The organism is Psychrobacter sp. CX90 (genome assembly GCF_057396305.2).
In genome coordinates this window covers 2625941-2651088 of the sequence record NZ_CM182008.1, presented here as the reverse complement: position 1 = coordinate 2651088, position 25148 = coordinate 2625941, and the positions used below count along the sequence as shown (strand labels likewise).

The 25148-nt window shown below is 41.8% G+C and carries 16 protein-coding genes; 7 read left to right on the top strand and 9 right to left on the bottom strand.

The features are described 5' to 3' along the window. Positions 1 to 29: 29 nt before the first annotated feature. A complete protein-coding gene (locus AC2SLN_RS10545; RefSeq protein WP_486549226.1) occupies positions 30 to 1148 on the bottom strand; it encodes an HlyD family secretion protein in 1119 nt (372 codons plus the stop codon). 495 nt (positions 1149 to 1643) lie between these two features. Continuing rightward, positions 1644 to 3563 carry an ABC transporter ATP-binding protein gene (locus tag AC2SLN_RS10540; protein ID WP_486549225.1) on the bottom strand — a complete coding sequence of 640 codons (1920 nt, stop codon included), beginning with the start codon at positions 3561 to 3563 and terminating at the stop codon, positions 1644 to 1646. A 232-nt stretch (positions 3564 to 3795) separates the two neighbouring features. Between AC2SLN_RS10540 and AC2SLN_RS10535 the strand changes: the two genes are divergently transcribed. Continuing rightward, a complete protein-coding gene (locus AC2SLN_RS10535; protein ID WP_486549224.1) occupies positions 3796 to 4716 on the top strand; it encodes an EamA/RhaT family transporter in 921 nt (306 codons plus the stop codon). 289 nt (positions 4717 to 5005) lie between these two features. Here AC2SLN_RS10535 and hsdR read toward each other — a convergent pair whose 3' ends face one another. The 5 genes from hsdR to AC2SLN_RS10510 all read right to left on the bottom strand — a co-directional run bounded on the left by hsdR (position 5006) and on the right by AC2SLN_RS10510 (position 12577). Beyond that, a complete protein-coding gene (hsdR, locus tag AC2SLN_RS10530) occupies positions 5006 to 7387 on the bottom strand; it encodes an EcoAI/FtnUII family type I restriction enzme subunit R (RefSeq protein ID WP_486549223.1) in 2382 nt (793 codons plus the stop codon). Between the two features lie 189 nt (positions 7388 to 7576). After that, positions 7577 to 8770 (bottom strand): restriction endonuclease subunit S, encoded by a 1194-nt coding sequence (locus tag AC2SLN_RS10525; RefSeq protein ID WP_486549222.1) that lies wholly within the window; start codon positions 8768 to 8770, stop codon positions 7577 to 7579. Beyond that, on the bottom strand, positions 8771 to 10228 hold the full coding sequence (locus AC2SLN_RS10520; RefSeq protein ID WP_486549221.1) for a class I SAM-dependent DNA methyltransferase: 1458 nt from the start codon (positions 10226 to 10228) through the stop codon (positions 8771 to 8773). It lies immediately after the preceding gene. A 302-nt stretch (positions 10229 to 10530) separates the two neighbouring features. Next, on the bottom strand, positions 10531 to 11478 hold the full coding sequence (locus tag AC2SLN_RS10515) for a D-2-hydroxyacid dehydrogenase (RefSeq protein WP_486549220.1): 948 nt from the start codon (positions 11476 to 11478) through the stop codon (positions 10531 to 10533). 85 nt (positions 11479 to 11563) lie between these two features. Then, positions 11564 to 12577, bottom strand: a complete 1014-nt coding sequence (locus AC2SLN_RS10510) for an NAD(P)-dependent oxidoreductase (RefSeq protein ID WP_486549219.1) — start codon at positions 12575 to 12577, stop codon at positions 11564 to 11566. 759 nt (positions 12578 to 13336) lie between these two features. On the opposite strand from AC2SLN_RS10510, the gene rapA reads away from it, so the two are divergent. Further along, on the top strand, positions 13337 to 16219 hold the full coding sequence (gene rapA, locus AC2SLN_RS10505) for an RNA polymerase-associated protein RapA (RefSeq protein WP_486549218.1): 2883 nt from the start codon (positions 13337 to 13339) through the stop codon (positions 16217 to 16219). A gap of 217 nt (positions 16220 to 16436) precedes the next feature. Here the strand turns inward: rapA and AC2SLN_RS10500 are convergent, their stop codons facing one another. After that, on the bottom strand, positions 16437 to 16832 hold the full coding sequence (locus AC2SLN_RS10500; RefSeq protein WP_486549217.1) for a SpoIIAA family protein: 396 nt from the start codon (positions 16830 to 16832) through the stop codon (positions 16437 to 16439). Between the two features lie 330 nt (positions 16833 to 17162). Here AC2SLN_RS10500 and ybaK point away from each other — a divergent pair, with 330 nt between their 5' ends. The 5 genes from ybaK to AC2SLN_RS10475 all read left to right on the top strand — a co-directional run bounded on the left by ybaK (position 17163) and on the right by AC2SLN_RS10475 (position 23013). Then, entirely contained in the window at positions 17163 to 17636 is a 474-nt protein-coding gene (gene ybaK / locus AC2SLN_RS10495) for a Cys-tRNA(Pro) deacylase (RefSeq protein ID WP_486549216.1), read from the top strand. Positions 17637 to 18385: 749 nt separating this feature from the next. After that, positions 18386 to 19078: a hydrolase gene (locus tag AC2SLN_RS10490; RefSeq protein ID WP_486549215.1), complete on the top strand. Its 693-nt coding sequence runs from the start codon at positions 18386 to 18388 to the stop codon at positions 19076 to 19078. A 157-nt stretch (positions 19079 to 19235) separates the two neighbouring features. Then, positions 19236 to 19463: a DUF1427 family protein gene (locus AC2SLN_RS10485; protein WP_486530267.1), complete on the top strand. Its 228-nt coding sequence runs from the start codon at positions 19236 to 19238 to the stop codon at positions 19461 to 19463. Between the two features lie 511 nt (positions 19464 to 19974). Beyond that, positions 19975 to 21867: an amidohydrolase gene (locus AC2SLN_RS10480; RefSeq protein ID WP_486549214.1), complete on the top strand. Its 1893-nt coding sequence runs from the start codon at positions 19975 to 19977 to the stop codon at positions 21865 to 21867. A gap of 489 nt (positions 21868 to 22356) precedes the next feature. Next, entirely contained in the window at positions 22357 to 23013 is a 657-nt protein-coding gene (locus AC2SLN_RS10475) for a YoaK family protein (protein ID WP_486549242.1), read from the top strand. Between the two features lie 214 nt (positions 23014 to 23227). On the opposite strand, the gene AC2SLN_RS10470 is transcribed toward AC2SLN_RS10475, so the two are convergent. Beyond that, complete coding sequence (locus tag AC2SLN_RS10470; RefSeq protein WP_486549213.1) at positions 23228 to 25048, bottom strand: acyl-CoA dehydrogenase C-terminal domain-containing protein; 1821 nt, start codon at positions 25046 to 25048, stop codon at positions 23228 to 23230. Positions 25049 to 25148: the final 100 nt, after the last annotated feature.

The window sequence follows — 25148 nt, the reverse complement described above, 5'->3', positions numbered from 1 at the left end:
TTAAAGTTGTGACTGATTGCCAAAGCGAGCTATTGCTGTTTAGGTTGTTTGTTAGACAATGCTTTAGAAGACGGTGTAGACGATTGTTTAGGTTGCTCTATCTGCACTGATAAGAACTCAGGCCATGACACATCAGCATTGCGGCGAACATAGCCGATACCCGTCATCCCCCCTTTAAGCAACCCTTTATGCTGTTTAGCGACATCGGCAGGGAGCTTGAGTCGTACTTTAAACATCAGCTTTTCACGCTCGTTTTGTGTTTCAACAGACTTAGGTGTAAATTGGGCTTCTGAAGCTATAAAAGAGATTTGCGCTGGCCACACTTTATCGATACCATCAAGTACGATGCGGGCTTGATCACCCACTTTTAAAGGACTCATCTGTTCATTAGGTAAAAAGATATTCATAAATACATCTTCAGTGTCTAACAGACTGACCACTTTACTACCTGCAGCAATCACACTGCCTTCCTTAGCAATTTTATATTCCACCCTGCCTGATTTTGGGCTACGAATATACATATCATCGTTTGCAGAAGCCGCTGCATTTTCTTGTGCCTTGGCTTGTGAAACGCCAGCTCGTGCTTCTGAAATTTGTGCATCGAGGCGACTAACTGCAGCAATGGCTTCTGATTGAGCAGCTCTTGAGGCTTGAACAGCAGACACTGCTGCATTGTATTCAGCTTGACGTTTATTGAGCTCGGAGGTTGAGATAAGGTTTTCTCGATGCATTTGATGTGCATTATCTAGCTCCATCTTGGCAACCTTTTGTTGTTCAAGTCGTGCACTAACCTCTGCTTGAGCACGGGCGACCGCTTGTTCGCCTTGCTTGCGGCCAGCTTGTGCTTGTGAGACCATCTGCTGAGCCCGTTCTTCGGCAGCTTGAGCAGCCATTAACTGACTTTCACTTTGTGAAGAAGACAGTTTAGCCAGAATTTGGTCTTGCTCGACCTCATCGCCTTCTTCTACCATAATCTGCTCAACCCGCCCTGGGTTTAGGCTGGCAATATCAAAACGTTCTAACTCTAAACGCCCGTTAGAGCCCATAATGCCCTCAGGTAGCTCATCTCCTGATTGATAGTGTTGCCAAAGATAAAAGCCAATAGCGACTGCAGCGAGTAGTGGAATCAATATCCATAACTTCTTCATAATGGTTCCTATACAAAATTAAGGCAAAATTAGGACAGATAAAGCGCCATATCTATCTTGGGCATGTGGGTTGGGTTGTTCTTTTAGTTAGTAGATATGGTCAAATTACTCTACAAGTACCACAGCAGATAATGGCTCAAGGGGATGTTTTCTTGTTGGCTGTACGCGGTTCCAGAGACTGCGAAAATATCTCCATGTACCCTATGTCGTCATATTACTGCGAATTGACTATAGTAGATGTTTACCACTTATCATTTAAATGAGATAAACAGTAATATATTTGAATGTTCAATAGACACTAAAAATGGCGTAAGGTTAAAAGGAACAAGAATATTTCAGACTTGACTTAATAACTATTAAGCTGATAAGTAATTTATTTGTTAGATAGTTTATGCCAAAAGAGTGCATATTTCATATTAAAACGTAGACGCTGTCGTATAGACTCTGTTTCTAGACACGATAGACGAAGTCATTAATAGATGTTCCATTACGTGTTTATATAGCCCTCACGCCTTCATCGTCTCCAAGGAAGCCTCCACTTTGACGGTGCCACAATCCTGCATATACTCCATTTTTAGCCAGTAGCTCATCATGACTGCCCTGCTCAATGATGTGTCCTTGATCCATAACTACTAAACGATCCAGAGCAGCAATGGTTGAAAGCCGATGTGCAATGGCAATCACTGTTTTGCCTTCCATCATGGTGTTTAGACTTTCAGTAATGGCGTGCTCAACTTCACTATCAAGGGCACTGGTTGCCTCATCTAGTAGTAAAATAGGGGCGTTTTTGAGCATGACTCGAGCAATGGCAATACGTTGACGTTGACCGCCAGACAGTTTAACGCCCCGTTCGCCTACTTGCGTATCGAGTCCTTTATTGCCCTTGGCGTCATTTAAATCTTGAATAAAGTCCCATGCTTGCGCTTGTTTACAGGCCGCAATAATTTCGGCATCGGTGGCGGTGGGGCGACCATACGCAATGTTCTCACGTACCGTACGATGCAGCAAAGAGGTGTCTTGGGTAACCATCCCAATTTGTTGACGTAGGCTTTCTTGAGTGACCGCATCGATGGCTTGACCATCAATGGTTATTTTGCCAGAGTCGACGTCATAAAACCTTAGCAGCAAGTTGACCAAGGTGGATTTGCCTGCCCCTGAGCGGCCCACCAGACCAATTTTTTCCCCAGGCTTGATATCTAGGTTAAAATCATCGAGCAGTTTGATAAAGTTTTTATTGGGTAGCTTGCCTTTAGGAGTGGTCAAAGACGCTTCCGTGGCAATACTCAAGTCGGTACCTTCATAACCAAAATCGACATGCTCAAACTTAATATGACCATTATGGACCACCATCTCTTTGGCGTTCGGGGCATCCCTGACATTTTGTGGTGCGGATAATGTACGGATACCATCTTGCACGGTGCCAATGCTCTCGAAAAGACTGGCCATTTGCCACATAATCCAATGCGTTAATGCATTTAAACGTAGTGCCATTGCGGTAGCGACCGCCAGAGCGCCCACACCCACATCGCCTCTTTGCCATAAATACAAGCCAATTCCAGCACTGCTACCGATGAGCGTCACGCTGACCAAATGATTGACAAACTCTAGTGACGTTACCCAGCGCATCTGACCATGTACCGTTTGCAAAAACTGGCTCATTGCTGACTTTGCATAGCCCAGCTCTCGCCGAGAGTGGCTAAACAGCTTGACGGTCATGATGTTGGCATAAGCATCGGTAATACGCCCTGTCATAAGCGCTCGGGCATTGGCTTGAACACTGGCAGTTTGCCTAAGCTTCGGCAAGAAGTACCACAGCGTGGCACTAAACATGAGCAACCAAAGTACAAAGGGTATCAGTAACAAGCTATCTAGTTTAAATAAAATGATGCCACTGGTCACAAAAAATACCAGGACATAGGTCATCATATCGACAACGGTAATGACCGTATCACGCACTGCCAATGCCGTTTGCATGACCTTAGCAGAGACACGTCCCGAAAATTCGTTTTGATAGAATTGCATCGACTGACCAAGCATGCGCTTATGAAATCGCCAGCGCATTTGCATCGGGAACACGCCTTGGATGACTTGAAAATGCACTAGAGCCGACAAACCCACCCAAAATGGGCTCAAAATGAGAACCGCAAACATGAGCTTTAAGGTATCACTTTTGTCATGCCAAAGGCTGGTGGGTGTATAAATACCCATCCAGTCGACAAGGTCGCCAATCCATGCATATAGCAAGGCTTCATAGACACCGATACCTGCGGTCAGTATCATAAACAGCACAAGCCACCCGCGTAGACCGTGAGTACATGCCCACAAGAATTTAAACAACCCTTCCTTTGGCAGAGGGATTTTAGTATCTGGAAAAGCAGAGAGGCGGTTTTCAAAAAATTGGAATAGCTTGTTCATTATATAATTACCATTCAGAATGCAGAGCAAAATAATGTCTTACCCTACTCAGTTTCTGATTCACCAATTAGCCTATTTAGTTTATTAACTTATTAAGGGCTAGGTTGTTAGAGCGTATAAGTATCTGGGCAGCGCATAAAAGGTATAAAGGATTGCGCTAGACAACTTAAACCACAAACGAGTTGTTAAGTGTGAAATATATTGTTACATTCATCGCTTTAGAGATATTCTTATGACTTATCTTATTATCGCCGTGCTTTGCAGTGTTTCGGTGTCGGTGCTACTTAAAGTCTTGCGCCAAAAAGGCATCGATATCCGTCAAACCATCGTCGCAGGATATCCAGTTGCCTTCTTACTCACTTGGCTGCTTTTGCGCCCTGATATTAGTGGCGTAGTTGAGCTTGGCAGCGCATGGGGCATTATACTGTTATTGGGGGTGTTCCTGCCGTTAATCTTTGTGATTTTAGGCCGTGCTATTGAATCAGTCGGCATTATTGCCACCGATGCGGCGCAGCGTCTGTCGTTGATTATCCCCATTGGCGCTGCCTTCGTCCTGTTTCAAGAGGTGCTTACCCCGCAGCGCACCTTAGGCATTGTGCTTGGTTTCTTAGCGTTAATCGCTTTAGTTACCCGTCAATCTGAGGTTAGTACAGCGTCAAGCCTACAGCCAAATGAGCTAGACAATCTGACCTCCAGCGTCTTACCATCAAAACCAGCGACACCTAAACTAGACAAACTGCCTGTTGGCCTGTGGCTGCTGGGCGTATGGTTAGGATATGGTGTCATTGATATTTTATTCAAACAAGTGGCCAAACAAGGCGCTGCTTTCCCCTTGACCTTATTTCTGGCATTTGGCATGGCAGGCGTGTTGCTATTTATCTATTTGCTGGTTAACAAAACCCAATGGAATGGCAAGGCATTAGCCTCAGGTTTGATATTAGGCGCACTAAATATGGGCAATATTTATGCCTACATTAAAGCCCATCAGACGTTAGCTGACTCGCCAAGCGTGGTATTTACCGGTATGAATGTTGGGGTGATTGCGGTGGCAACCTTAGTCGGTGTGGTTGCGTTTAAAGAGACGTTGAGTAAGCTCAACATGCTAGGTATCGTGTTGGCCGTGGTCTGTGTATTGGTGTTGTTTTGGGGGTAGGGAGAGGTTTGTAGCCAGTTAAATCTTAACACCATAAACCCAGTGGATAATAAGTAGCCAATCCCGCTATCCGCTACTATCTGCTCGTCTTAGCAAGGCGGTGCGCTAAGCCATTGTGTGTCTCTTGCTTCGCGAGCCACCCAATGCCAAGCACCCGCAACTTGCTAACCCCAGCAGTATATCCGCTGCTATCGGGGCTAAGAAGCCTTGTTAGGGCATAGGGCATTAAATGTTTATAATTGGTGGTGCTTAAACTATTAATGAAGCTAAGTTTCTATAAAATGCGCATTTAACTAACCCTTGGTTCTTCATATAAATGCTCTTGAAAGGTAATGAACGTTTTTCTAATGGTCTTTATATCACCAAGCTCTCTTTTAGCGTCTGCAATTGCTTGATATTTGAGCTCCAATAAATCAGGAAGCTTGGCATCGTCAAGTTCACTAACGCCTTGTTGGACATACTGCTCTAAGACAAAGTTTAAAAAGTCTTGTTGTTTTTTGCTGTAGTCATTTAAATAAATTTTGGCTTTACCTGCTCGCTCTACCCTTGGCACTAAGTCCTTGTGATAAGCCACATAACTTAATACATCAAATAGGTCGCTGTCTTCACCATGAATTAAATGGCGTAAGTCTTCTAATTGTGAGTTGGTGTAGCCTTTTTCGCTTAAGTCAGTTAGTAGCTTGCGTCTAGTGCTTGGCAAGCTCCAAATTTTGCGTAGTTCGTCTTCATTTTGGAAAAACGAAGGCAGGGCACCAAATAACTGTTCGATAAATTCCACAGCGGATATTGGCTTACCAGATGGACTCCAAAACGATGTTTTTACCATAGAGTCAATCTCACGCACTTTGTTATCTGCCAAAGTCACTTTAATCATCTTTTTAGGCGGGTTTTCGCAGACACAAGGGGCATTGCCACATTCATTGCAGATTTCAGGCTCTGGCTTTTCACACACGCAAGGGCGCTCACCACAAATATTACAGGGCTGTTTTTCACCGCCACCAGTAGGAGACTCTGGCTCTAACGGTTCACCATCCCATTCAGGGTCTTTAAAATGCTCGTGCGCATGAACAAAATCAAAAATCGTAAAGTAATCTTTACCATCAAATAAACGTGTGCCACGACCCACGATTTGTTTAAATTCCACCATAGAGTTAACAGGGCGCATGAGTACGATGTTTCTAATCTCTGGTGCATCCACGCCTGTACTTAGCTTTTGCGAGGTGGTCAGAATAGTGGGAATGATCTTTTCGTTATCTTGAAAGTCACGTAAGTGTCTTTCGCCAATTTTGCCGTCATCAGCGGTAACTCGGTGACAATAGTTTGGGTTGCTACTGGTAGCGTATTGATTAATTAAGTCTCTAACCGCTGCGGCATGAACTTGGGTAGCACAAAATACCAAGGTTTTTTGGTTTTGATTAATCAAATCCATAAACTTTTTAACTCGGTACTCCTCTCTAGCTTTGATTTCAATAATCTTATTAAAGTCCGCTTCGGTATACTCTCGACCTTCTTCAATATCGCCTTCTACCGTGTCATCAGACGTATAAGTGTAAGTATCAATAGTTGTGGCAATTTCTTTAACCTTAAATGGGGTCAAGAACCCATCATTAATGCCTTGTTTTAGCTTATAACTATAGACAGGCTCGCCAAAATACTCATAAGTATCGGCATTGACATCACGTTTTGGGGTGGCGGTTAAGCCTAACTGAACCGCAGGCGAGAAGTATTCCATAATGGCTCGCCATGAGCTTTCATCATTTGCACCGCCTCTATGACACTCATCAATGATAATAAAATCAAAAAAATCAGGTTCATACTCGCCAAAATAGGGTGAGTCGTTGGGTCCGCTCATAAAGGTTTGAAAAATGGTAAAAAATACACTGCCATTTTTGGGAATACGTCCTGTTTTTTTAATCTCGGCAGGTTTGATACGTACTAAGGCATCTTCATCAAAGGCGTTAAATGAGTTAAACGCTTGGTCAGCTAATATATTGCGGTCGGCTAAAAACAGAATGCGTGGGCGTCTACTGGCGTCTCGTCTTAAGTTCCATTTGGCATGAAACAGCTTCCAGGCGATTTGAAAGGCGATGGCGGTTTTGCCCGTGCCTGTGGCTAGGGTGAGTAGTATCCTATCTTGGTTCTCTGCTATCGACTCTAGCACTTTGGCAATGGCGTTTTGTTGATAATAGCGAGGTTGCCATGTACCGCCACGGTCTTCAAAGGGTATGTCAAATAGGCGCTGTTTCCAGTTGGCTATCTCGACCTTGTCATTATCTACTGGGGCAGGATAGGTCATCTCCCATAGCTCATCGGGGGTGGGGAAGGTTAATACATCACCTTCTACCCCTGTTTGCATGTCCACGCCATAGATTTTTAAGCCATTGGTGCAATAGGTAAAGCGAATATTTAAGCGCTCAGCATAGTCTTTGGCTTGCCCTAGTCCTTGGGTGTAATACTCGTCTCGTTTTTTGGCTTCGACCACGCCAATGCGTCTGTTTTTGTACTCTAAGACATAGTCCGCAGAGAGCGGCTTGGCTCGCCTGCCTTGACCAATCAGTCGACCTTTGGTAATTGGGAACTCCAAGCGCAAACGACTACCTTCTACTACGCCCCAGCCTGAGGCACGTAGTGCAGGTTCGATTAAGTCATGTTTGGTTTGCGCTTCGTTCATAGTGTTTCAATCAAATAACCATCAAAAAGCAATCTATTGCTATTAAAGGCCTTATCCTCATAAATGACGACAATTATCAAATAACCATCAAATAAGATTTAAGCCCAGAACGGGATGTAAGTCAACCAATAAGGCTTTTAATTGTTCTGTATTCATAAATGAAACACTGATTTAGTGAGTAATAGTTTGCTAGTTATTCGTCAACTCTCCAGCAAATGCTTTTTGTAGGATTGATTTCTTTAGGTCTTTGAGGGTGTCTATTTTTTGATTATAATAGTCTTTTAATATATTCAATTGTAAACTAACTTCATTAATTTTAGATACAAGGTCTCTTTGAATTGATAATTTAGGTAAATGAATCTTGATAGCTTTAATTTTAGTTTGATTCAAATTTTTTTGACGAACACCTCTTCTCAATTTGAGAATATCTGATTTTTTAGACTGAATTGAAAGCATTATAAAGTTTAAATCTAAATTATGATTAGGCTCTACGCCTACTATAGCCTGATTAAATGTTGCGTCTCTATCAATAATTGACATTTTCAAAGCAGCAGTATCATACATCCCAATAAGTAGCGAACCCTTTGGAAATACTTTCGCATTCGAGTTTTCTAAACCTAAATTTGTAATATAACGTTCAGGTTCTTTTGTATAAGTATCGTTCAATTCTCCAGATGAATACCATGCTATTCCTTCATCTGCCCAATAAGTCGGATTGTTTGTTGAAGGTGTGCCACCACTTTTCAAAAAACTCAAATCACCCAAACTTTTCTCTTCCCAACCTTCACCTTTTTGACTAAAAATATCATTAAGTTTGGATTGAAACAGTTCTTGAGCGTTTTCGATATTTTTGTTGATATTGGCTTGAGCTTGGTCTATCGCCTCAAACGCTTCATCAAGAATTTCAACGATTTGTTTTTGTTCTTCGAGTGGTGGGATTGGAATATCAATTTGTTTCAGGATTTTAACCGAAGCTACATTTTTAATTGCTGCGCCTACTGTATTTTCTTCAATACGATTATCAAAATCTGGACTATTCATCCAGTATTTCAAATACTCTATATCAATGATATCCTTCGGCGTTAACTTTAATAAAGCTTGATTAATTATACCTTCTTGAATATCATCTGGAACAATAGCAACCTTACCCATCGTCCCAGAACAGCTCATAATCAAATCATTAGGTTTAAGCTCAAACCTTCTCATTTCATCGAATTTTTCTTCAGTAATAAAATATCTAATATTTGTGAATTGGTTATAAATTGCGTGTTGCTGTTCGTAAACAGCATAACCTTTTTCTACAAAGCAATTTTTCTTAAGACTTCCACCAAACGGACCTCTAACAAATTCACAAACCTCTCCGAATTTCTTAACCTCAAACATCTATATTAACTCCTGTATTTGAGCCAATATCTCGCTGGTTTCATCGTCCAGTGCCCGCATTTCTGCCAATATATCCTCTGGACTACGTAACGGGGCTTCTTCGGGCAAATTCGGGTTTTTGGGTGATAAATCTAGCGTATCTTCATCTAAATCATTAACATTAAATGTCCAAGATTGTTCGGTTTCGGGCTTTTTGGGCTTTAGCTCAATAAATTCCGCTAAGTCGTTGTCATTAAGTGGATTAGTCTTGCCTAAGTTTCTACCCGCATCCAGTTGGTAGTACCAAATATTTTTGGTTGGCTCGCCTTTGGTAAAGAACAGCACCACCGTTTTTACCCCAGCGCCCGTAAACGTGCCTGCTGGCATGTCCAAAATCGTATGCAGATTACAGGTGTTTAATAAATGTTGACGCAGGGCGACAGAGGCGTTATCGGTATTGCTTAAAAAGGTGTTTTTAATCACAATAGCCGAGCGTCCGCCCGACTTTAAGCTTTTGATAAAGTGTTGCAAGAATAAAAAGGCAGTTTCACCCGTTTTGATGTCAAAGTTCTGCTGTACTTCTTTACGCTCTTTGCCGCCAAAAGGTGGATTGGCTAATATCACATGATGACGGTCTTTTTCTTGAATATCTCGGATATTTTCACTGAGCGTATTGGTATGAATCAGGTTCGGCGCTTCTATTCCGTGTAATATCATATTCATGATACCGATTACATAGGCGAGATTCTTTTTTTCTTTGCCGTATAGCGTATCTTCTTGCAGTGTTTTTAGATTGCTTGTGGTTTTCTCCATACGCTCATAGATATACTCGTATGACTCACATAAGAACCCGCATGACCCTGCTGCACCGTCATAAATTGTCTCGCCAATCTTAGGGTCTATCACTTGTATCATGGCACGAATAAGAGATCTTGGCGTGTAGTATTGTCCACCGTTACGCCCAGCGTTACCCATGTTTTTAATCTTGGTTTCATACAAGTGGCTCAGCTCGTGCTTGTCTTTTGACGCACGAAACGGTAACTCGTCTGCATATTCCAATACTTCACGCAGGATATAACCACTTTGTATTTTGTTTTTGAGTTCCGAGAATATCTCACCGATTTTGTATTCGATAGTTTTGGGATTGTCTGCTGATTTTTTGAACTCTGCTAGGTAGGGGAATAACTCGTAGTCAACAAACTGCACCAAGTCGGGTCCTGTCATCGCTGTATGATGGTCAAGCTTGCCGTCGGCATCTTTTGGCATTGCCCAGTTTTGCCAGCGGTATTTGTCGTCCAAAATATACGAGTAATCTTCACCACGTAGCTCGGCTTCGTCTGCCTTGTCTTGCTCAAGCTCGTCCAAATAACGTAAAAACATCACCCATGAGGTCTGACCGATGTAGTCGAGTTCGCTATCTGCGCCAGAGTCTTTGTAGAGCAAATCATCTATATTTTTAAAAGTTTGTTCAAAGTTCATAAAATGTCGGCTTAATGAAATAGTACAATTAAAGTCAGTATTATAAGATATGAAGAAATCTCATAATTATAACATTATGTTTGTCGCTAATTTTACTAGAAACGACAAGCACTTATAAATAAAGCATTGAGATTTAGCTGCTCATGTGGATTTAAGCCTTTGCTGTTGTGCGAGGGACGAGCACCGAGCTAACCCTTTAAAAAGTGACTGCGGTTACCCCACATAATTCTCCCTTTGTAAAATGCTGTGATGCTGAAGCTAAATTGCTTTTGTCTATTATTGTTGTCTGTAACTTTGAACTTTTATTGCTTCTCAATAAACTCACTGACTTGCTCGCTTAATATCTCCCACAGCTTCTCTTGAGCGGCAGTGCTGCCCCAAGCATTGTGCGGACTGAATATCACTCGAGGATGTTTCTCCTTAGCAAGCTTAAGAAGCGGATCGTCTTCAGTGGTAGGCTCTTGCTCGAATACATCCGTGGCATAGCCTATAACCTGCTCGTTTTGTACTGCATCATACATGGCTTGCGAGTCGACCACACCGCCACGAGCGACGTTCACGATTAACGGGTGCTTATCCATTTTCGCTAAGGTGTCGCTATTGATCAGATGTTTGGTTTTCTCAGTTAATGGGCAATGCAGACTAATGATATCGGAGGTTTTGAGTACCGTGTCAAAATCAGTATAGTCATCATTACGCGGCGCTTTGCCTTGACGCTCCGCCCAAAGAACTTTCATACCAAAGGATTTGGCAATCTGAGTAACCCGCTCACCGATAGTACCGGCACCGATAATGCCTAACGTTTTGTTCTCTAAATCAATTAGCGGAATATCCAATAGGCTAAAGCTACCTGACGCCTCCCATGTACCATCGACGACCTTTTGGTGATAATGAACCATCGCCCGCAGTGCCCCCAGCATCAGCATAAAAGTATGTTCGGGCACACTTTTGACCGCATAGCCTGCAACATTATACAGCTCGACATTATGCTCCTTACAAGCGTCACTATCGACATTATTCATGCCAGTGGCGGTCAGTTGAATGAGCTTAAGATTGGGGAGGGCAGCGATAACTTTACGGCCAATCTTAACCTTATTGGTGAGGATAATATCGGCATCCTGACAACGCTCAATAATAACGTCGTCGTTTTGCTCAGTGTCATCAAAAGTGACATAGTCGGTAACGCCTTCTGGCGCAGGTAATTCTACGCTGTCCAAAAAAGTACCTCTATCCAAAAAAACGGCTTTCATAATATAACCTTTTATAGCTTATAACTTATAACGTTGAAGGTTCAACTGACCTTGGGTTTTAATGCTGAATACAAGCTCTTAACGTTCAATGCCCGTGTTCTTTAATAAACTCGTTTATTTGCTCACACACGATATTCCACAGCTTTCTTTGCGCCGCTTTACTACCGGCACCGTGGTGTGGACTCAGAATAACGCGGGGGTAATTGTCTTTTGCCAGTTGTACGATGGGGTCGTCTGATTTCGCAGGCTCTTTTTCGAACACATCGGTGGCATAGCCTAAGATTTTATTGTTTTTTATGGCCTCTGCTAACGCGGTGCTGTCGACAATTTGACCACGGGCGACGTTGACGATTAAGGGTTTTTTATCCATTTTTGCAATGGCTTCAGCGTTAATAAGGTGTTTGGTTTCTTCTGTCAGCGGGGCGTGTAGGCTCAGCACGTCAGAGGCGGCAAGCACAGAGTCAAAGTCGGTATAAGAGTCATCGCGAGGCTTTTTACCTTTGTGCTCTGCCCAAAGCACCGTCATGCCAAACGAATTGGCAAGCTCGCCCATCCGTTTACCAATTGAGCCGACGCCGATGATGCCGATGGTTAAGTTATGGATATCAATCAGCTCTTCATCGAGATAAGACACTTGACGCGACTTTTGCCACGTACCATCGAGCACTGCATTGTGATAATGGATACCTGCGCGCATGGCGTTTAGCATAAGCATAAATCCATGTTCTGCCACACTTTGAGTCGCAAAGCCTGGCGCATTGTACACTTCGACGTCATTGTCTTTGCACGCTTCCATGTCGATTTGATTGGTACCGACAGAGGTGACTTGCAACAGCTTTAAGTTAGCCAGCGCTTCAATCACTTCACGCTCTATTCTTAATGTTCCAACAATGACAATCTCTGCATCCTGACAGCGCTCGATAATGACGCTATTATCTTGCGGCGTCTCGTAATAGGTGATGTACTCGCCTACCTTCTCTGGTGGCGTGAGTTCTAGGTCTTTTGAAAATCTTTTTTCATCCAACAGGACAGTTTTAAAAGTGTCTTTTTTTAATAACTCTTCTTTTAATAATTCTGGTTTTAATAATTCTGGTTCCATAATTTTCTCCTTTATTATGGCTTGTAATCACTGCAATTTATGTTTACTTATGATTCACGTCTATTTATTAGCCTTTAGCGCTGGCTATTCATCAGTAAATTCATTATTAGTCGTACACTGGCTTATTTTGAGACAAATAAGGGCTATAATGAAAGGTTAGTACTAGAGGTTATAATGCCATACTAAAGTAAGACTAAGCGCCTCATGCTCATGAGCCTTCATTTTATTTTATAACTCATTTTAACGTATGGGTTTGCGAGTAAATGCATCAGGCGCTTATAACTTTTGTATGAATTGTGCGTTAAGTCGCAACCATGTTCTGGGGTTAGGATAAAGTTTAATTTGAGACCATTATGGATGGAAATATGGATGGCAATGGCTTTATGCTGATAGCATTCTTGAGATAGCAGCTTTAATCTTGAAAACCTGAAAAATTAAAATACCGGTTTTCATTTTTGTATTTCTTGATATTAGTTGAGAAGGGTTTACAATTTAATAATCAATTGAAACAAATGCTTATGCCAACATATAGGTCTAAAAAACAACCAATACTGGCAAATTAACCGTATTTACTAAATCAAAGTATGGAAATTACTAACTTTGTCCTCATTAAGCTAGGTAGATAGTCACGATTATCCTTTATAATAGGATCTGACTATCAGCTTACATGTGAATAACACATTCATCGCAACGTGCAGAGTATCGTTGTTGATTATACTGAAAAACATCCTGAAATTTATTAAAAGAACTGACTGATTTATGACAATAGCAGCTTTAATCCCCGAATTCGCCGTAGGTCAACGTTATCTTTCTGACACTGAGGCCGAACTTGGCCTAGGTGTTGTTATTGATGTTGATGACCGCTGTGTGCATATTTTATTTGCTCAAAGCGAAGAGACACGGGTCTACGCTAAAAACTCTGCACCGTTATCCCGAGTAACCTTTAAGGTGGGCGACGAAATTACTGATCAAGATGGCAACTCGCATATTGTTACGGGCGTTGATGAGGTCATGGGTGTTGTTAAATACCATGTTGAGGGGCATCCGCGCGGTATTATGGAAACACGTCTGGCCGCAAATATTACCTTGGCAAAACCGCTTGAACGGCTGCTGGCGGGGCGAGTAGAGCGTGGCGATTGGTACGAGCTACGTCAAGACATATTGCGAATGCAGTCAGCGTTAGCAGGGCATCCTCTTAAAGGACTTATGGGCGCTCGCGTCGATATTATTCCGCATCAGCTTTATATTGCTCATGAAGTGGGAAAGCGTATCGCACCGCGTGTATTACTCGCTGATGAAGTGGGTCTGGGTAAAACCATTGAGGCAGGTCTAATTATTCATCAGCAGCTGCTTACGGGTAAAGCTCAGCGTGTTCTGATATTAGTGCCAGATAGCTTGCAATATCAGTGGATGATAGAGATGCGCCGTCGCTTTAATCTAAACTTTGCCCTGTTTGACCTCGTGCGTACTGCTGCGATTAAAGAGCACAATCCTGAACAAAATGTATTTGCGACAGAGCAGTGCATTATTGCAAGCCTAGACTTATTGCTTGATCATCATGATTTGTACGAGCAAGCCATGGAGGCTGGCTTTGATTTATTGGTTGTCGATGAGGCGCATCATCTGCATTGGGATAGTGAGCAAGGTGGTAATGACAAATATGAATTGGTTGCGGATTTTGCCCATGAAACACCAGGAATATTACTACTAACAGCAACCCCTGAGCAGCTGGGCGTAGAAAGTCACTTTGCTCGTTTGCGCCTGCTCGATGCTGACCGCTTTGATAACTTAGATGATTTCATTGCTGGTCAAGAAGCCTTTGTTGATACCGCTGCTGTGGCAGAAGTATTAATGGATGAAAAACCGTTGTCAGAGGGTCAGATTAATGCGCTAACCCATCTGCTTGGGATAGAAGATGACAATGAGCTTGTTACCATTAATGACGATGACCGATTGCGTACCTATGCGTTAAACCAGTTATTAGATCGTCATGGTACGGGTCGGGTGCTATTCCGTAATACACGCGATAGCGTGCAAGGGTTTCATGGGCGTACCAGCGTCCCTCATCCACTGCCGTGCCCTGACGCATGGGTGGGTAATTATCAAACCTGTGGTAAATTGCGTGAGCAGCTTTGGGGGGAGGAAAACCAACCTGATGGCGGCTGGCTTGAAGATGATCCGCGTGTGCCTTGGCTGATTAGCTTACTTAAAGAAGATCTAAAGCAACAAAAAGTGTTACTGATTGCCCGTAGTGGGGCTACGGCCGAGAGCTTAGAGGCGGTACTTCGCTTACATGCGGGTATTAAAACAGCCATATTCACAGAGCAAATGAGCTTGCTTGAGCGTGACCAAGCTGCCGCGTTCTTTGCTGATGAGGCCGGAGCTCAAATTCTATTATGTTCTGAGATTGGTTCTGAGGGGCGTAATTTCCAATTTGCCAGTCATCTTGTACTGTGGGATCTTCCCGCTAACCCAGATACCTTAGAGCAGCGTATTGGTCGTCTTGACCGTATTGGTCAGAATAAGAAAATTACCCTGCATGTTCCTTATGTAGAAGGCACCGCACAAGAGCGAATGTATAAATGGTATGACGGTGCGTTAAATATTTTTAATCATATCTCGCCCACCGCTCAGACGGTGCAAGAGCGTTTTATTGTCGACTTAAAGCCTTTGCTTGAGGGAGAAAATAGCCCAGAAAATCGTCAAGCCCTAGACCAGCTTATCGAAGAGGCCTGTCAGTTACGCCAACAGCTAGAAGCGGAGTTACAAGCAGGGCGTGACCGTTTGCTAGAATATAACTCTTGCCGACCTCGTGTGGCAGCGCGTATTGCCGATGCAATGAGTGATTTTGATGCCAATAATATGCTGCCCGCCTTTCTAGATCGTTTTTTAGCGTCTGCTAACTTAGATCACAGCGTGCAGCGCGATGGATCATGGATTGTGCATCCCCCTGAGGCTGAAAACAGTCAACATCCCGACATTGAAAACTTACCAATTTCTGAAGATGGCATGACTCTAACCTTTAAACGCAGCCAAGCCTTAGTGCGTGAAGACATGGACTTTATTACCCATGAGCATCCGCTTATGTTAGCGATATATGACATGGCAAACTCAGGCACCTTTGGTAACACCACAGTGGCAATGCTTAAGAGTAATACCGTACCTGAAGGCATGCTATTGCTTGAAGTTAACTTTAGAATCACAACCATTGCTCCAAAGGTATTGAACCTAACTGCGAACCTACCCACTCAAGTATTACGGGTATTTTTAGGTGAGCAAGGGGGCGATTTATCAGAACGCATTACCGCTGATATGATACTGCCTCATATTGAGCGCTTGGATAAAAGTCGGGCTCGTCAAGTAGTCAAAGTGCGTAGTGGCGTGATTGAGTCACGCTTTCAGGACGCTGAGACAATTGCACAAAGCAAGCTTGACGATATCAGTGCGCAAGCGTTGGCCCGCTTTAGCCAAATTTGGGAACGCGAAATTAGTCGTTTAAAAAAGCTACAGCAAGTGAACCCTAATGTTCGTGATGAGGAGATTCAGCGTTTAGAGTCTCTTAAAGCACAAGGCGAGCAAGCACTGGCTAATTTATCACTTGTTCCTGATAGTATTCGTGTATTAGTAGCCGTTAAGCCTTAAATTGGGCGATTGGTTTGATTGAATAATCAGTCGCTAATCCGGCTTGTCCCTACTATTACCCTTTTATAAACTCTCATTTAAGAGAACTTCTCTTGCGCCTCTAAAATCGCCATGCAATTTTTAAATGGCTCTCAAATCGAGGTTAAACCGCATTCATTGGATAATTCATCGCTAAATTATCCAATGTTAACCATCAATTTTTAGCTTAAGTTTTACTTTATATTTTCAGCCATGCCTTAGCGGCTGACTCATCTGAAGGGTCAAATCCTTTAACATCCAGATTGGGTAACATCCACCCTTCAATTTCAGCAATCTTTTGTATCCATTGTTGATCGCTAATAACCGCCATTTTGCCAAAATATTTCATGGTTTCCCAAAGCTTAGGCATACGGCGCATCTCTTCTATTACTGCTGAAAACGATGGCATAGCCAGATTTTCAATTCGATATAGCATTGTTGCATTCTTTGGTGCATTGTCTGAGTCAGCCTCACGAATGGCCGAAGTTGCCTGCATCCATTCATCTAATAAGCTTTTCATATCTTCTTGAGTAATTTTACCCTTTATGCAAAGCTCTATATGGGTGTCGCTAAGTTGGTTTAAGATGTAGTTCATGATTTTTCCTGATTTTATATGGGTTGGCACTTGTCTTATATGGATTGTTATAAATATAGTCAGCGAACTACTAAACGGTTACGGCGTTAACCTCGTTAAGCCTACTCCAGTAGTACTTGCACTCGGTTGCCTTGTAACCATTTTAGACTTCTTTGACTATAGTGATATTAAAAACTATAGCGCTGTAATATTACGAACCTGCATAACTAGCAAAGTATGCTACGCTTTTATTATAAATAATTTGTTAATTGTCAAAAAACTGTTAAATAACCATCATAATATTTTATAAAGTGCTAAATTATATCGATTATAAAGGAAAGGTAAGCTCTCATGACACCTGCCGTAAACCTAGCTAAAAAGCTAAAATTGGACTATCAAATTCACGAATACCATCATGATCCAAAATCTGAGTCTTATGGACTAGAAGCCGCTGATAAATTGGGTGTCCCTGCTGAGCAGGTCTTTAAAACTTTGGTGGTAGAGACCGATGCCAATAAGCTTGCAGTGGCTATTTTGTCAGTTAGTGAGACCTTAAGCTTTAAGAAAATGGCGAAAGCGCTGGGCTGTAAAAAGGTACAAATGGCTGACCCTAAAGTTGTGGAGCGAAGCACAGGCTATATACTCGGTGGCGTTAGCCCGTTAGGTCAGAAGAAGCGCCTATCAACGGTTATTCATGAATCGGCTCAAGAGCTAGCAAGTATATATATCAGTGGTGGACGTCGAGGGCTTGAAATTGAGTTACCGGTAGAGCAGCTGGCCACCGTTCTGTCTGCTAAATTTTACGATATTATCGATAGTCATTAATGCCAAAATCACTGTCTATACTGCCTAAATTGCTGGCTAAATGTTCTACTTAATACATATATGAACAGGGTAGGAACCTTTGGCCTATGAAAGTCGTGGCTAAAATAGGCCAAATATACCAGTCTATAGAGCACAGATTAAACGTTTATCTAAAGTGCACCCTATGCCGAATTTTATTGTTCAACTTATGCAAAATTAAACTATGAATACCTTGACTATCTGATTGGATTAATTGTTAATGGTTGATGCATGGGTTATAAAAAGCATGCCAATGGTTAGTCAAGCCTTGAAGGCATAGAGTTTGAGTTGCTGGTTTACAGCCGCTAATAGCTTAGGTTTCCCGCAGCGGTAAACAAGGTATAAGTCATAAAAGATAACGACTCTGTCAGCCCCTAAAGCTAATATTTGTAGGGATGTAGCAAGCTTTCTCTTATTACTCATTGTTTACTAGTATGTGATTTCAATTATTTCATCGACAAATATTTAAAGATTTGCAAGTGTTACAATTTATATTAGTTACAATAGTGTATTAATGTACAGAAACTGTAATCAATAAGTTTATACCTTGTGATTCTTCACAACTATAAATATAATAGTGTTAAGCCTAACTAATATAACTTAATATATAGTTAAGCCTATCTTAACAATAAAATAAGTGTTTTCAGACTTTCATTAACGATATGAAAAGGCTGAAAAATCACTGGTTAATCTAGTGATAAATAACTCACATCAAAAAAAGGAATAGTCATATGTCTAATAATAAATTAGAACTATTAACCCCTAAAAACTCTCAAATGATCTTTATTGATCAACAACCGCAAATGGCTTTCGGTGTTCAGTCAATTGACCGCCAAACTCTTAAAAACAACGTTGTTGGTCTTGCTAAAGCGGCTAAGGTTTTCAATATCCCAACTACAATTACAACGGTTGAAACTAAAAGCTTCTCAGGACATACCTATCCAGAGCTTCTGTCTGTCTTCCCACAAAACAAATTACTAGAACGTTCTTCAATGAACTCTTGGGATGATCAAAACGTTCGTGATGCACTGGCTGAAGGCGCTAAAAATGGCCGTAAAAAGGTTGTAGTCTCAGGGTTATGGACTGAGGTTTGCAACCTTTCATTTGCTTTATCTTGCATGCACGATACCGATTATGAAATCTATATGGTTGCTGATGCTTCTGGCGGTACTTCAGCGGATGCTCATAAATATGCAATGGATCGTATGATTCAGGCAGGTGTTGTTCCTGTAACGTGGCAACAAGTTCTACTTGAATGGCAACGTGATTGGGCTAACAAAGATACTTATGATGCAGTGATGGATATTGTTAGAGAGCATTCAGGTGCTTATGGTATGGGTGTTGATTATGCTTATACTATGGTGCATGGCGCTCCAGAACGTGCTCAACATGGCGAAACTATTGGTCCAAACCCAGCTAAATAATGTTTTAATTTAAATACTTTTGATCTAAAGTATTCATTAAAACTGATTAACTGGTTATAAAAGGATTAGTTGAGTATGAGAAGTCGTAAGTAAGTTTCGGTTTCCTCTACTTGATTAATCCTTTCTTTTTTTTTGAACCCTAAAGAGTATATAAATTATGAAAATTTATATTGCATCATTGATTGTAGGGATTCTGGTTGGTGTTATTTATAGTTTAGTTAATGTGCGTTCACCTGCCCCCCCTACTTGGGCTCTGGTTGGTTTATTGGGTATGTTAATTGGCGAGCAAGCTATACCTTATATCAAGCAACATTTTTCTAATAGTTCCGCCCATGTACAGCAGGCAGATCAAACAATAACTTCTCAGCATAACTCGGATACTTAATAATCCATAAAATTTTAATGTAGAAGCGTTTTTGTCATGCTGCTGGATCTACCTACTTTCCACCGTGTTATTTTAATATTGCAGCGGTGCAGTATTAAAAGTAAGAGATTAAAATTAAGAGATAAAAAGTAAGTAATAGTGGCTTATTTATGAGAATTACGGTCTATGTAATTTACCTACTTATTAGATTATTAGTAGAAACTACTATTACTAAAATTAAGTGTAAACTTTATAACACTCAGTAAGATCATTTCTGTAGTTAAATAGGGGGCAGTATCAATAGATGATTTAGTTATGAGGCCTTTTACTATATAGGTTATTGTGCAAGATAGGTTATTGTGCAAGTTTAAATCTATAGCTTCATTTAAATTAATTTTGGTTTGCCACACGGTTACCTATACGATTTTAATAGGGTGTCATCTGGTACTGATATAGTCTATAAAATAGTCTAAAAGTCCTAAAAAATTCGTTACCTGAAATTTTCTTACTCTCATTTCAATAGGATAACAATATGACACATCCAGATATTATTTATTTTAACGGTAATATAACCACGCTTAATCCTAAAAACCCTACGGCAACAGCTGTGGCTATCAAGGATGGCCGCTTTATCAAAGTCGGTACTGACTCAGAAGTGCTTGATTTGGTAGGCAGTAATACTAAATCGATAAATCTCAAGGGGCGTAGCGTATTACCTGGCCTATTTGATAACCACACTCATGTTATTCGTGGTGGTCTAAACTACAATATGGAACTGCGCTGGGATGGGATTCGCTCTTTGGCGGATGCGATGGCGATGTTAAAAGCGCAAGTTGATAAAACGCCTGCTCCGCAATGGGTACGTGTTGTTGGCGGCTTTACTGAGAACCAGTTCGTAGAAAAACGTATGCCAACAATAGATGAAATTAATGCGGTGGCTCCTGATACCCCTGTTTTTATCCTGCACCTATATGACCGTGCTATATTAAACGCAGCAGCTCTGCGCTCTGTTGGCTATACAAAAGACACTCCAGAACCACCGGGCGGTGAAATTCAACGTGATGTGAATGGTAATCCAACGGGTCTTCTATTGGCCAAACCAAATGCAACCATCCTTTATGCTACTTTGGCAAAAGGTCCTAAATTACCCTTTGAATATCAGCTTAACTCTACTCGTCACTTCATGCGTGAGCTTAACCGCTTAGGGGTTACGGGTATTATTGATGCAGGTGGTGGGTCACAGAACTATCCAGATGATTATGAAGTCGTACAAAAGCTTCACGATGAAGATCAACTAACCGTGCGCATGGCTTATAACTTATTCACTCAAAAGCCTAATGAAGAAAAAGAAGACTTCTTGAAATGGACGTCCTCAGTGACTTATAAGCAAGGCGACGATTACTTCCGCCATAATGGTGCTGGTGAAATGCTGGTATATTCAGCTGCTGACTTCGAAGACTTTCGTCAGCCACGTCCTGAAATGCCAGCAAATATGGAAGAGGACTTGGAAGAAGTTATTCGTATTCTTGCGCAAAACAAATGGCCGTGGCGTCTTCATGCAACCTATGATGAAACCATTGAGCGGGCATTAAACGTTTATGAAAAGGTCAATAAAGAGATTCCTTTTGAAGGTTTAAATTGGTTCTTTGACCACGCTGAGACCATTTCTCAAAAGTCTATAGATCGTATTGCTGAGCTTGGCGGCGGTATTGCGGTACAACACCGTATGGCTTATCAAGGCGAATATTTTGCAGAGCGATATGGTACTGCTGCTGCTTCGAACACCCCACCAATTAAGCAAATGCTTGACAGTGGAGTTAACGTCTCCGCTGGTACAGATGCAACACGGGTTGCCTCTTACAACCCTTGGGTATCATTATCATGGTTAATCAGTGGACAAACTGTAGGTGGTATGCAAATTTATGATCAAGACAATCTACTTGACCGTGAAACTGCGCTGCGTATGTGGACGGAGAAGGTGGCTTGGTTTACCAATGAAGTGGGTAAACGTGGCCGTATCGAAGAAGGTCATCTTGCTGACTTTATCGTACCAAACAAAGATTTCTTTAAAGTTCCTGAAAATGAAATACCGTTCTTAACGTCAGATTTAACCGTTGTTGGTGGTAAGAGTGTGTATGGAGCAGGCGAGTTTTCTGACTTTGATTCGCCAATACCTCCAGCAATGCCAGATTGGTCACCTGTGAATCAATACGGTGGTTATGCCGCGTGGCGCGAGCCTGAAGGGGCCGGTAAAAACTCATTAGCGCCTCTGCAAAATCAAGCGGCTATGGCAGCATCTTGCGGATGTTCAACGGCATGTACCATTCATGGTCATAACCATGCAAAAGCATGGCAGTCTAAAGTGCCTGTCTCTAATTTCAAAGATTTCTTTGGCGCATTTGGTTGCTCTTGCTGGGCGGTTTAACAGCCTAAGTTAAATGCGTAAAGAAAACGTAGTATGTCCACGGTTCTTTGCTTTTAAAATCCCGGTGAAATTAATTTTCAGCGGGGTTTTTTACTGTTATATTTATACTAAAAACTAGGGCGCGTCCTCCATTCGTACAATTGCATTTAAATGGGCGAAAAATAGCTAAATCTTGTCATACCACGTCAAATAACGGGGAAATATCTCGATATTTACCTATTATTTTCCTTGTCTGACTGCGATTTATCTTATTTTTATCTCCATTTTCAAAATGAGGACACGCCCTAGTGTAAGGGAACTTGTTCTCATACCCTTTCGCAGTATGAATAAAGGTTATAAGATTAAGTTTGGGCAAGCGCAGCCATATCGAATGAAAAATTATAAGGTAAACTCATGAGTGTAAATGAAGTTCAGGATAAAAATGAAAGCGCAGAGGGGCATACCGCCTCTGAGAATGTCACTTTCTGGCAGAGATATGAAATACCAGTCATGCTAACAACAGTGGGCGGTGCGATTGATACTATTGGTTTTATCGGTCTATTTGGTTTCTTCACGAATCATGTGACAGGAAACTTGGTAATGGCGGGTGCTGGGATAGTTGAGGGCGGCGCTGGTTTATGGGTTAAACTTGGGGCCTTGCCTGTATTTTTACTGACAGTGATAGCTACCAAACGGGTTATTGTTAAACGTAAAGCCAACAAACCTATACTCAGTGACTTACTTTTTGCTGAAGTCGCCTTTTTAACAGCCTTCTTATTAGCAGCACTATATTTCGGACCGTTTACTCAAGCCGGTACTATTGAGGTAGCCTTTACAGGATTCTTGGGTTTAATAGCCTTTGCCATTCGTAATACAGCAGGTAAAACGGTTATGGGTAAAATGAATCCGACGTTACTTATGACCGGTAATACTACTCAGTTAGGTATTGATATATCAGACTATCTATTTGATCGTAATAACTGTAACTTTAAAAGTCTAAAACACAGCTTTACCATCGTCGCCAGCTTTACCATTGGTGCGTTTGTAGGTGCTGTATTATATATGGTAATCGGGTTTTGGGCGATAGCACCCTTCATTCCACCAGTACTCTATGCAGCAATAAAGATGCGCAATAAACAAGCTTTAAAGCAGGCTACTAACCCTTAATAACTTGTCGTTATTATGGTGCTGTCATTCAAGTTGGCAGGTATTGGGCTATCGTCTATTAACTTTGCGTACGGTCAGTATGTTTGTTTTAGGACAATAAGTAAGCGTATAAAACGCCATTAAAAATGCCAGTCACATTTAACTGACTGGCATTTTAATGAAAAAGATTTGTGGTTATTCTTGCTCTATAATGGTTGATAGGCTGATATTGCTATTAATCAAGAAAAGCAAAATTATCAATGTCCATAGACATCATAGACTCACTTGGTGCCACCATGCTTTCGGCATGACCTGAAGTGCGAGGTAAGATTTTATCAAAGTAAAACTCTGCTGTTTGCACTTTTGCAGTATAAAATTCCGGTGCTTCTGTACCGCCTTCTTCTAATTTCTTAAAGGCAACTGCCGCCATACGTGCCCAGTGATACGCCATCATCACATAGCCCGAGTACATTAAGTAATCTTCAGAGGCAGCAGAAATAACCTCAGGGTCTTTACGTGCCATTAGCATCAGGCGTACGGTTAATGTGTTCCACTCTGCACATAGTTTAGTCAATGCCCATACAAATTTGCGCATGTTTTTGTCAAGGGCATACTCGCTACACCACTTCATGATACTAGAGGTATAATCACGAATAATTTTACCTTTAGACTGCATGATGACTTTGCGACCCAACAGATCTAATGCTTGTACGCCAGTCGTGCCTTCATATAAGGTGGCAATGCGAGCATCACGGGCAATCAGTTCCATCCCCCATTCTTTGATATAGCCATGTCCACCATATACTTGCTGACCATGTTTTGCCGCTTCGATGCCCAGCTCAGTTAAGAAGCCTTTCAAAATAGGCGTATAAAAACCAAGCTTATCATCCCATTTTTCAAACTCTTCATCATTACCGGTTGCAATACCTTCACTCATTTTATCAGCATAGCGGGCAGCATGATAAATCATCGAACGACCGCCTTCAGCAAAGGCTTTCATCGTCAATAGCATACGGCGCACATCTGCATGATTAATGATAGCATCCGCTACTTTATCGGGCTCTTTCGGGCCTGATAACGCACGCATTGAGCGACGCTCTTTGGCATATGGTAGCGCATTTTGGAAAGCCAACTCACAATGTGCAAGGCCTTGGATACCCGTACCAATACGTGCCGTGTTCATAAAGGTAAACATCGCTTTAAGACCTTTATTGGGTTCGCCAATTAAATAGCCCGTGGCATCATCAAAATTTAGTACACAGGTAGCGGATGAACTGATGCCCATCTTATGTTCGATTGAACCGCAAGTAACGCCGTTACGATCGCCTGCTTCGCCCTCAGGGTTTGGAATGAACTTAGGGACTATAAACAGTGAAATACCACGTGTGCCTTCAGGAGCATTTGGCAAACGAGCCAACACAATGTGGATGATATTATCGGTTAAGTCGTGCTCGCCACTTGAGATGAAAATTTTAGTGCCGTTAATTTTATACGTGCCGTCGTCTAGTGGCTCAGCTTTACTTTTAACTTGACCTAAATCAGTACCTGCTTGTGGCTCTGTTAAGCACATGGTGCCTGACCAAGTACCTTCAACTAACTTTGGCAGATAAACGTCTTTTTGCTCATCCGTTCCGTATTGCAGTAGTGTATTGATACAGCCTGTGGTTAAACCAGGATACATTGCCCAAGGCCAGTTTGCTGTACCAATCATTTCAGACTTAATCAGGTTTAAAGACATCGGCAGGTTCATACCGCCGTACTGTTCAGGGTACGAAATACCTTGCCAGCCTCCTTCTACAAATTGGTCATAAGCATCTTTAAAACCTTTTGGCGTGGTTACTTCGCCATCTTTAAAGTGGCAACCTTCTTCATCAGCAGGTTGATAAAGGGGGGATACTACATTTTCAGCAAAATCTGCCATCCCCTGAAGAATCATATCTACCGTTTCAGGGTCGGCATTTTCGCCATTACTTAAATCTTTGAAATGAGTTTGATAATCAAAAACATCGTTTAGCAAAAATTTCATATCACGCAGAGGTGCTTTATAACTTAACATAATAATCTCTCTTAAATTGGTGGAGTCGGCAAAGGGTAATGAGCTATTGAAATAATAATTTTAAGACGTCATGAGGTATATAATCTAAATTAGTATAAGT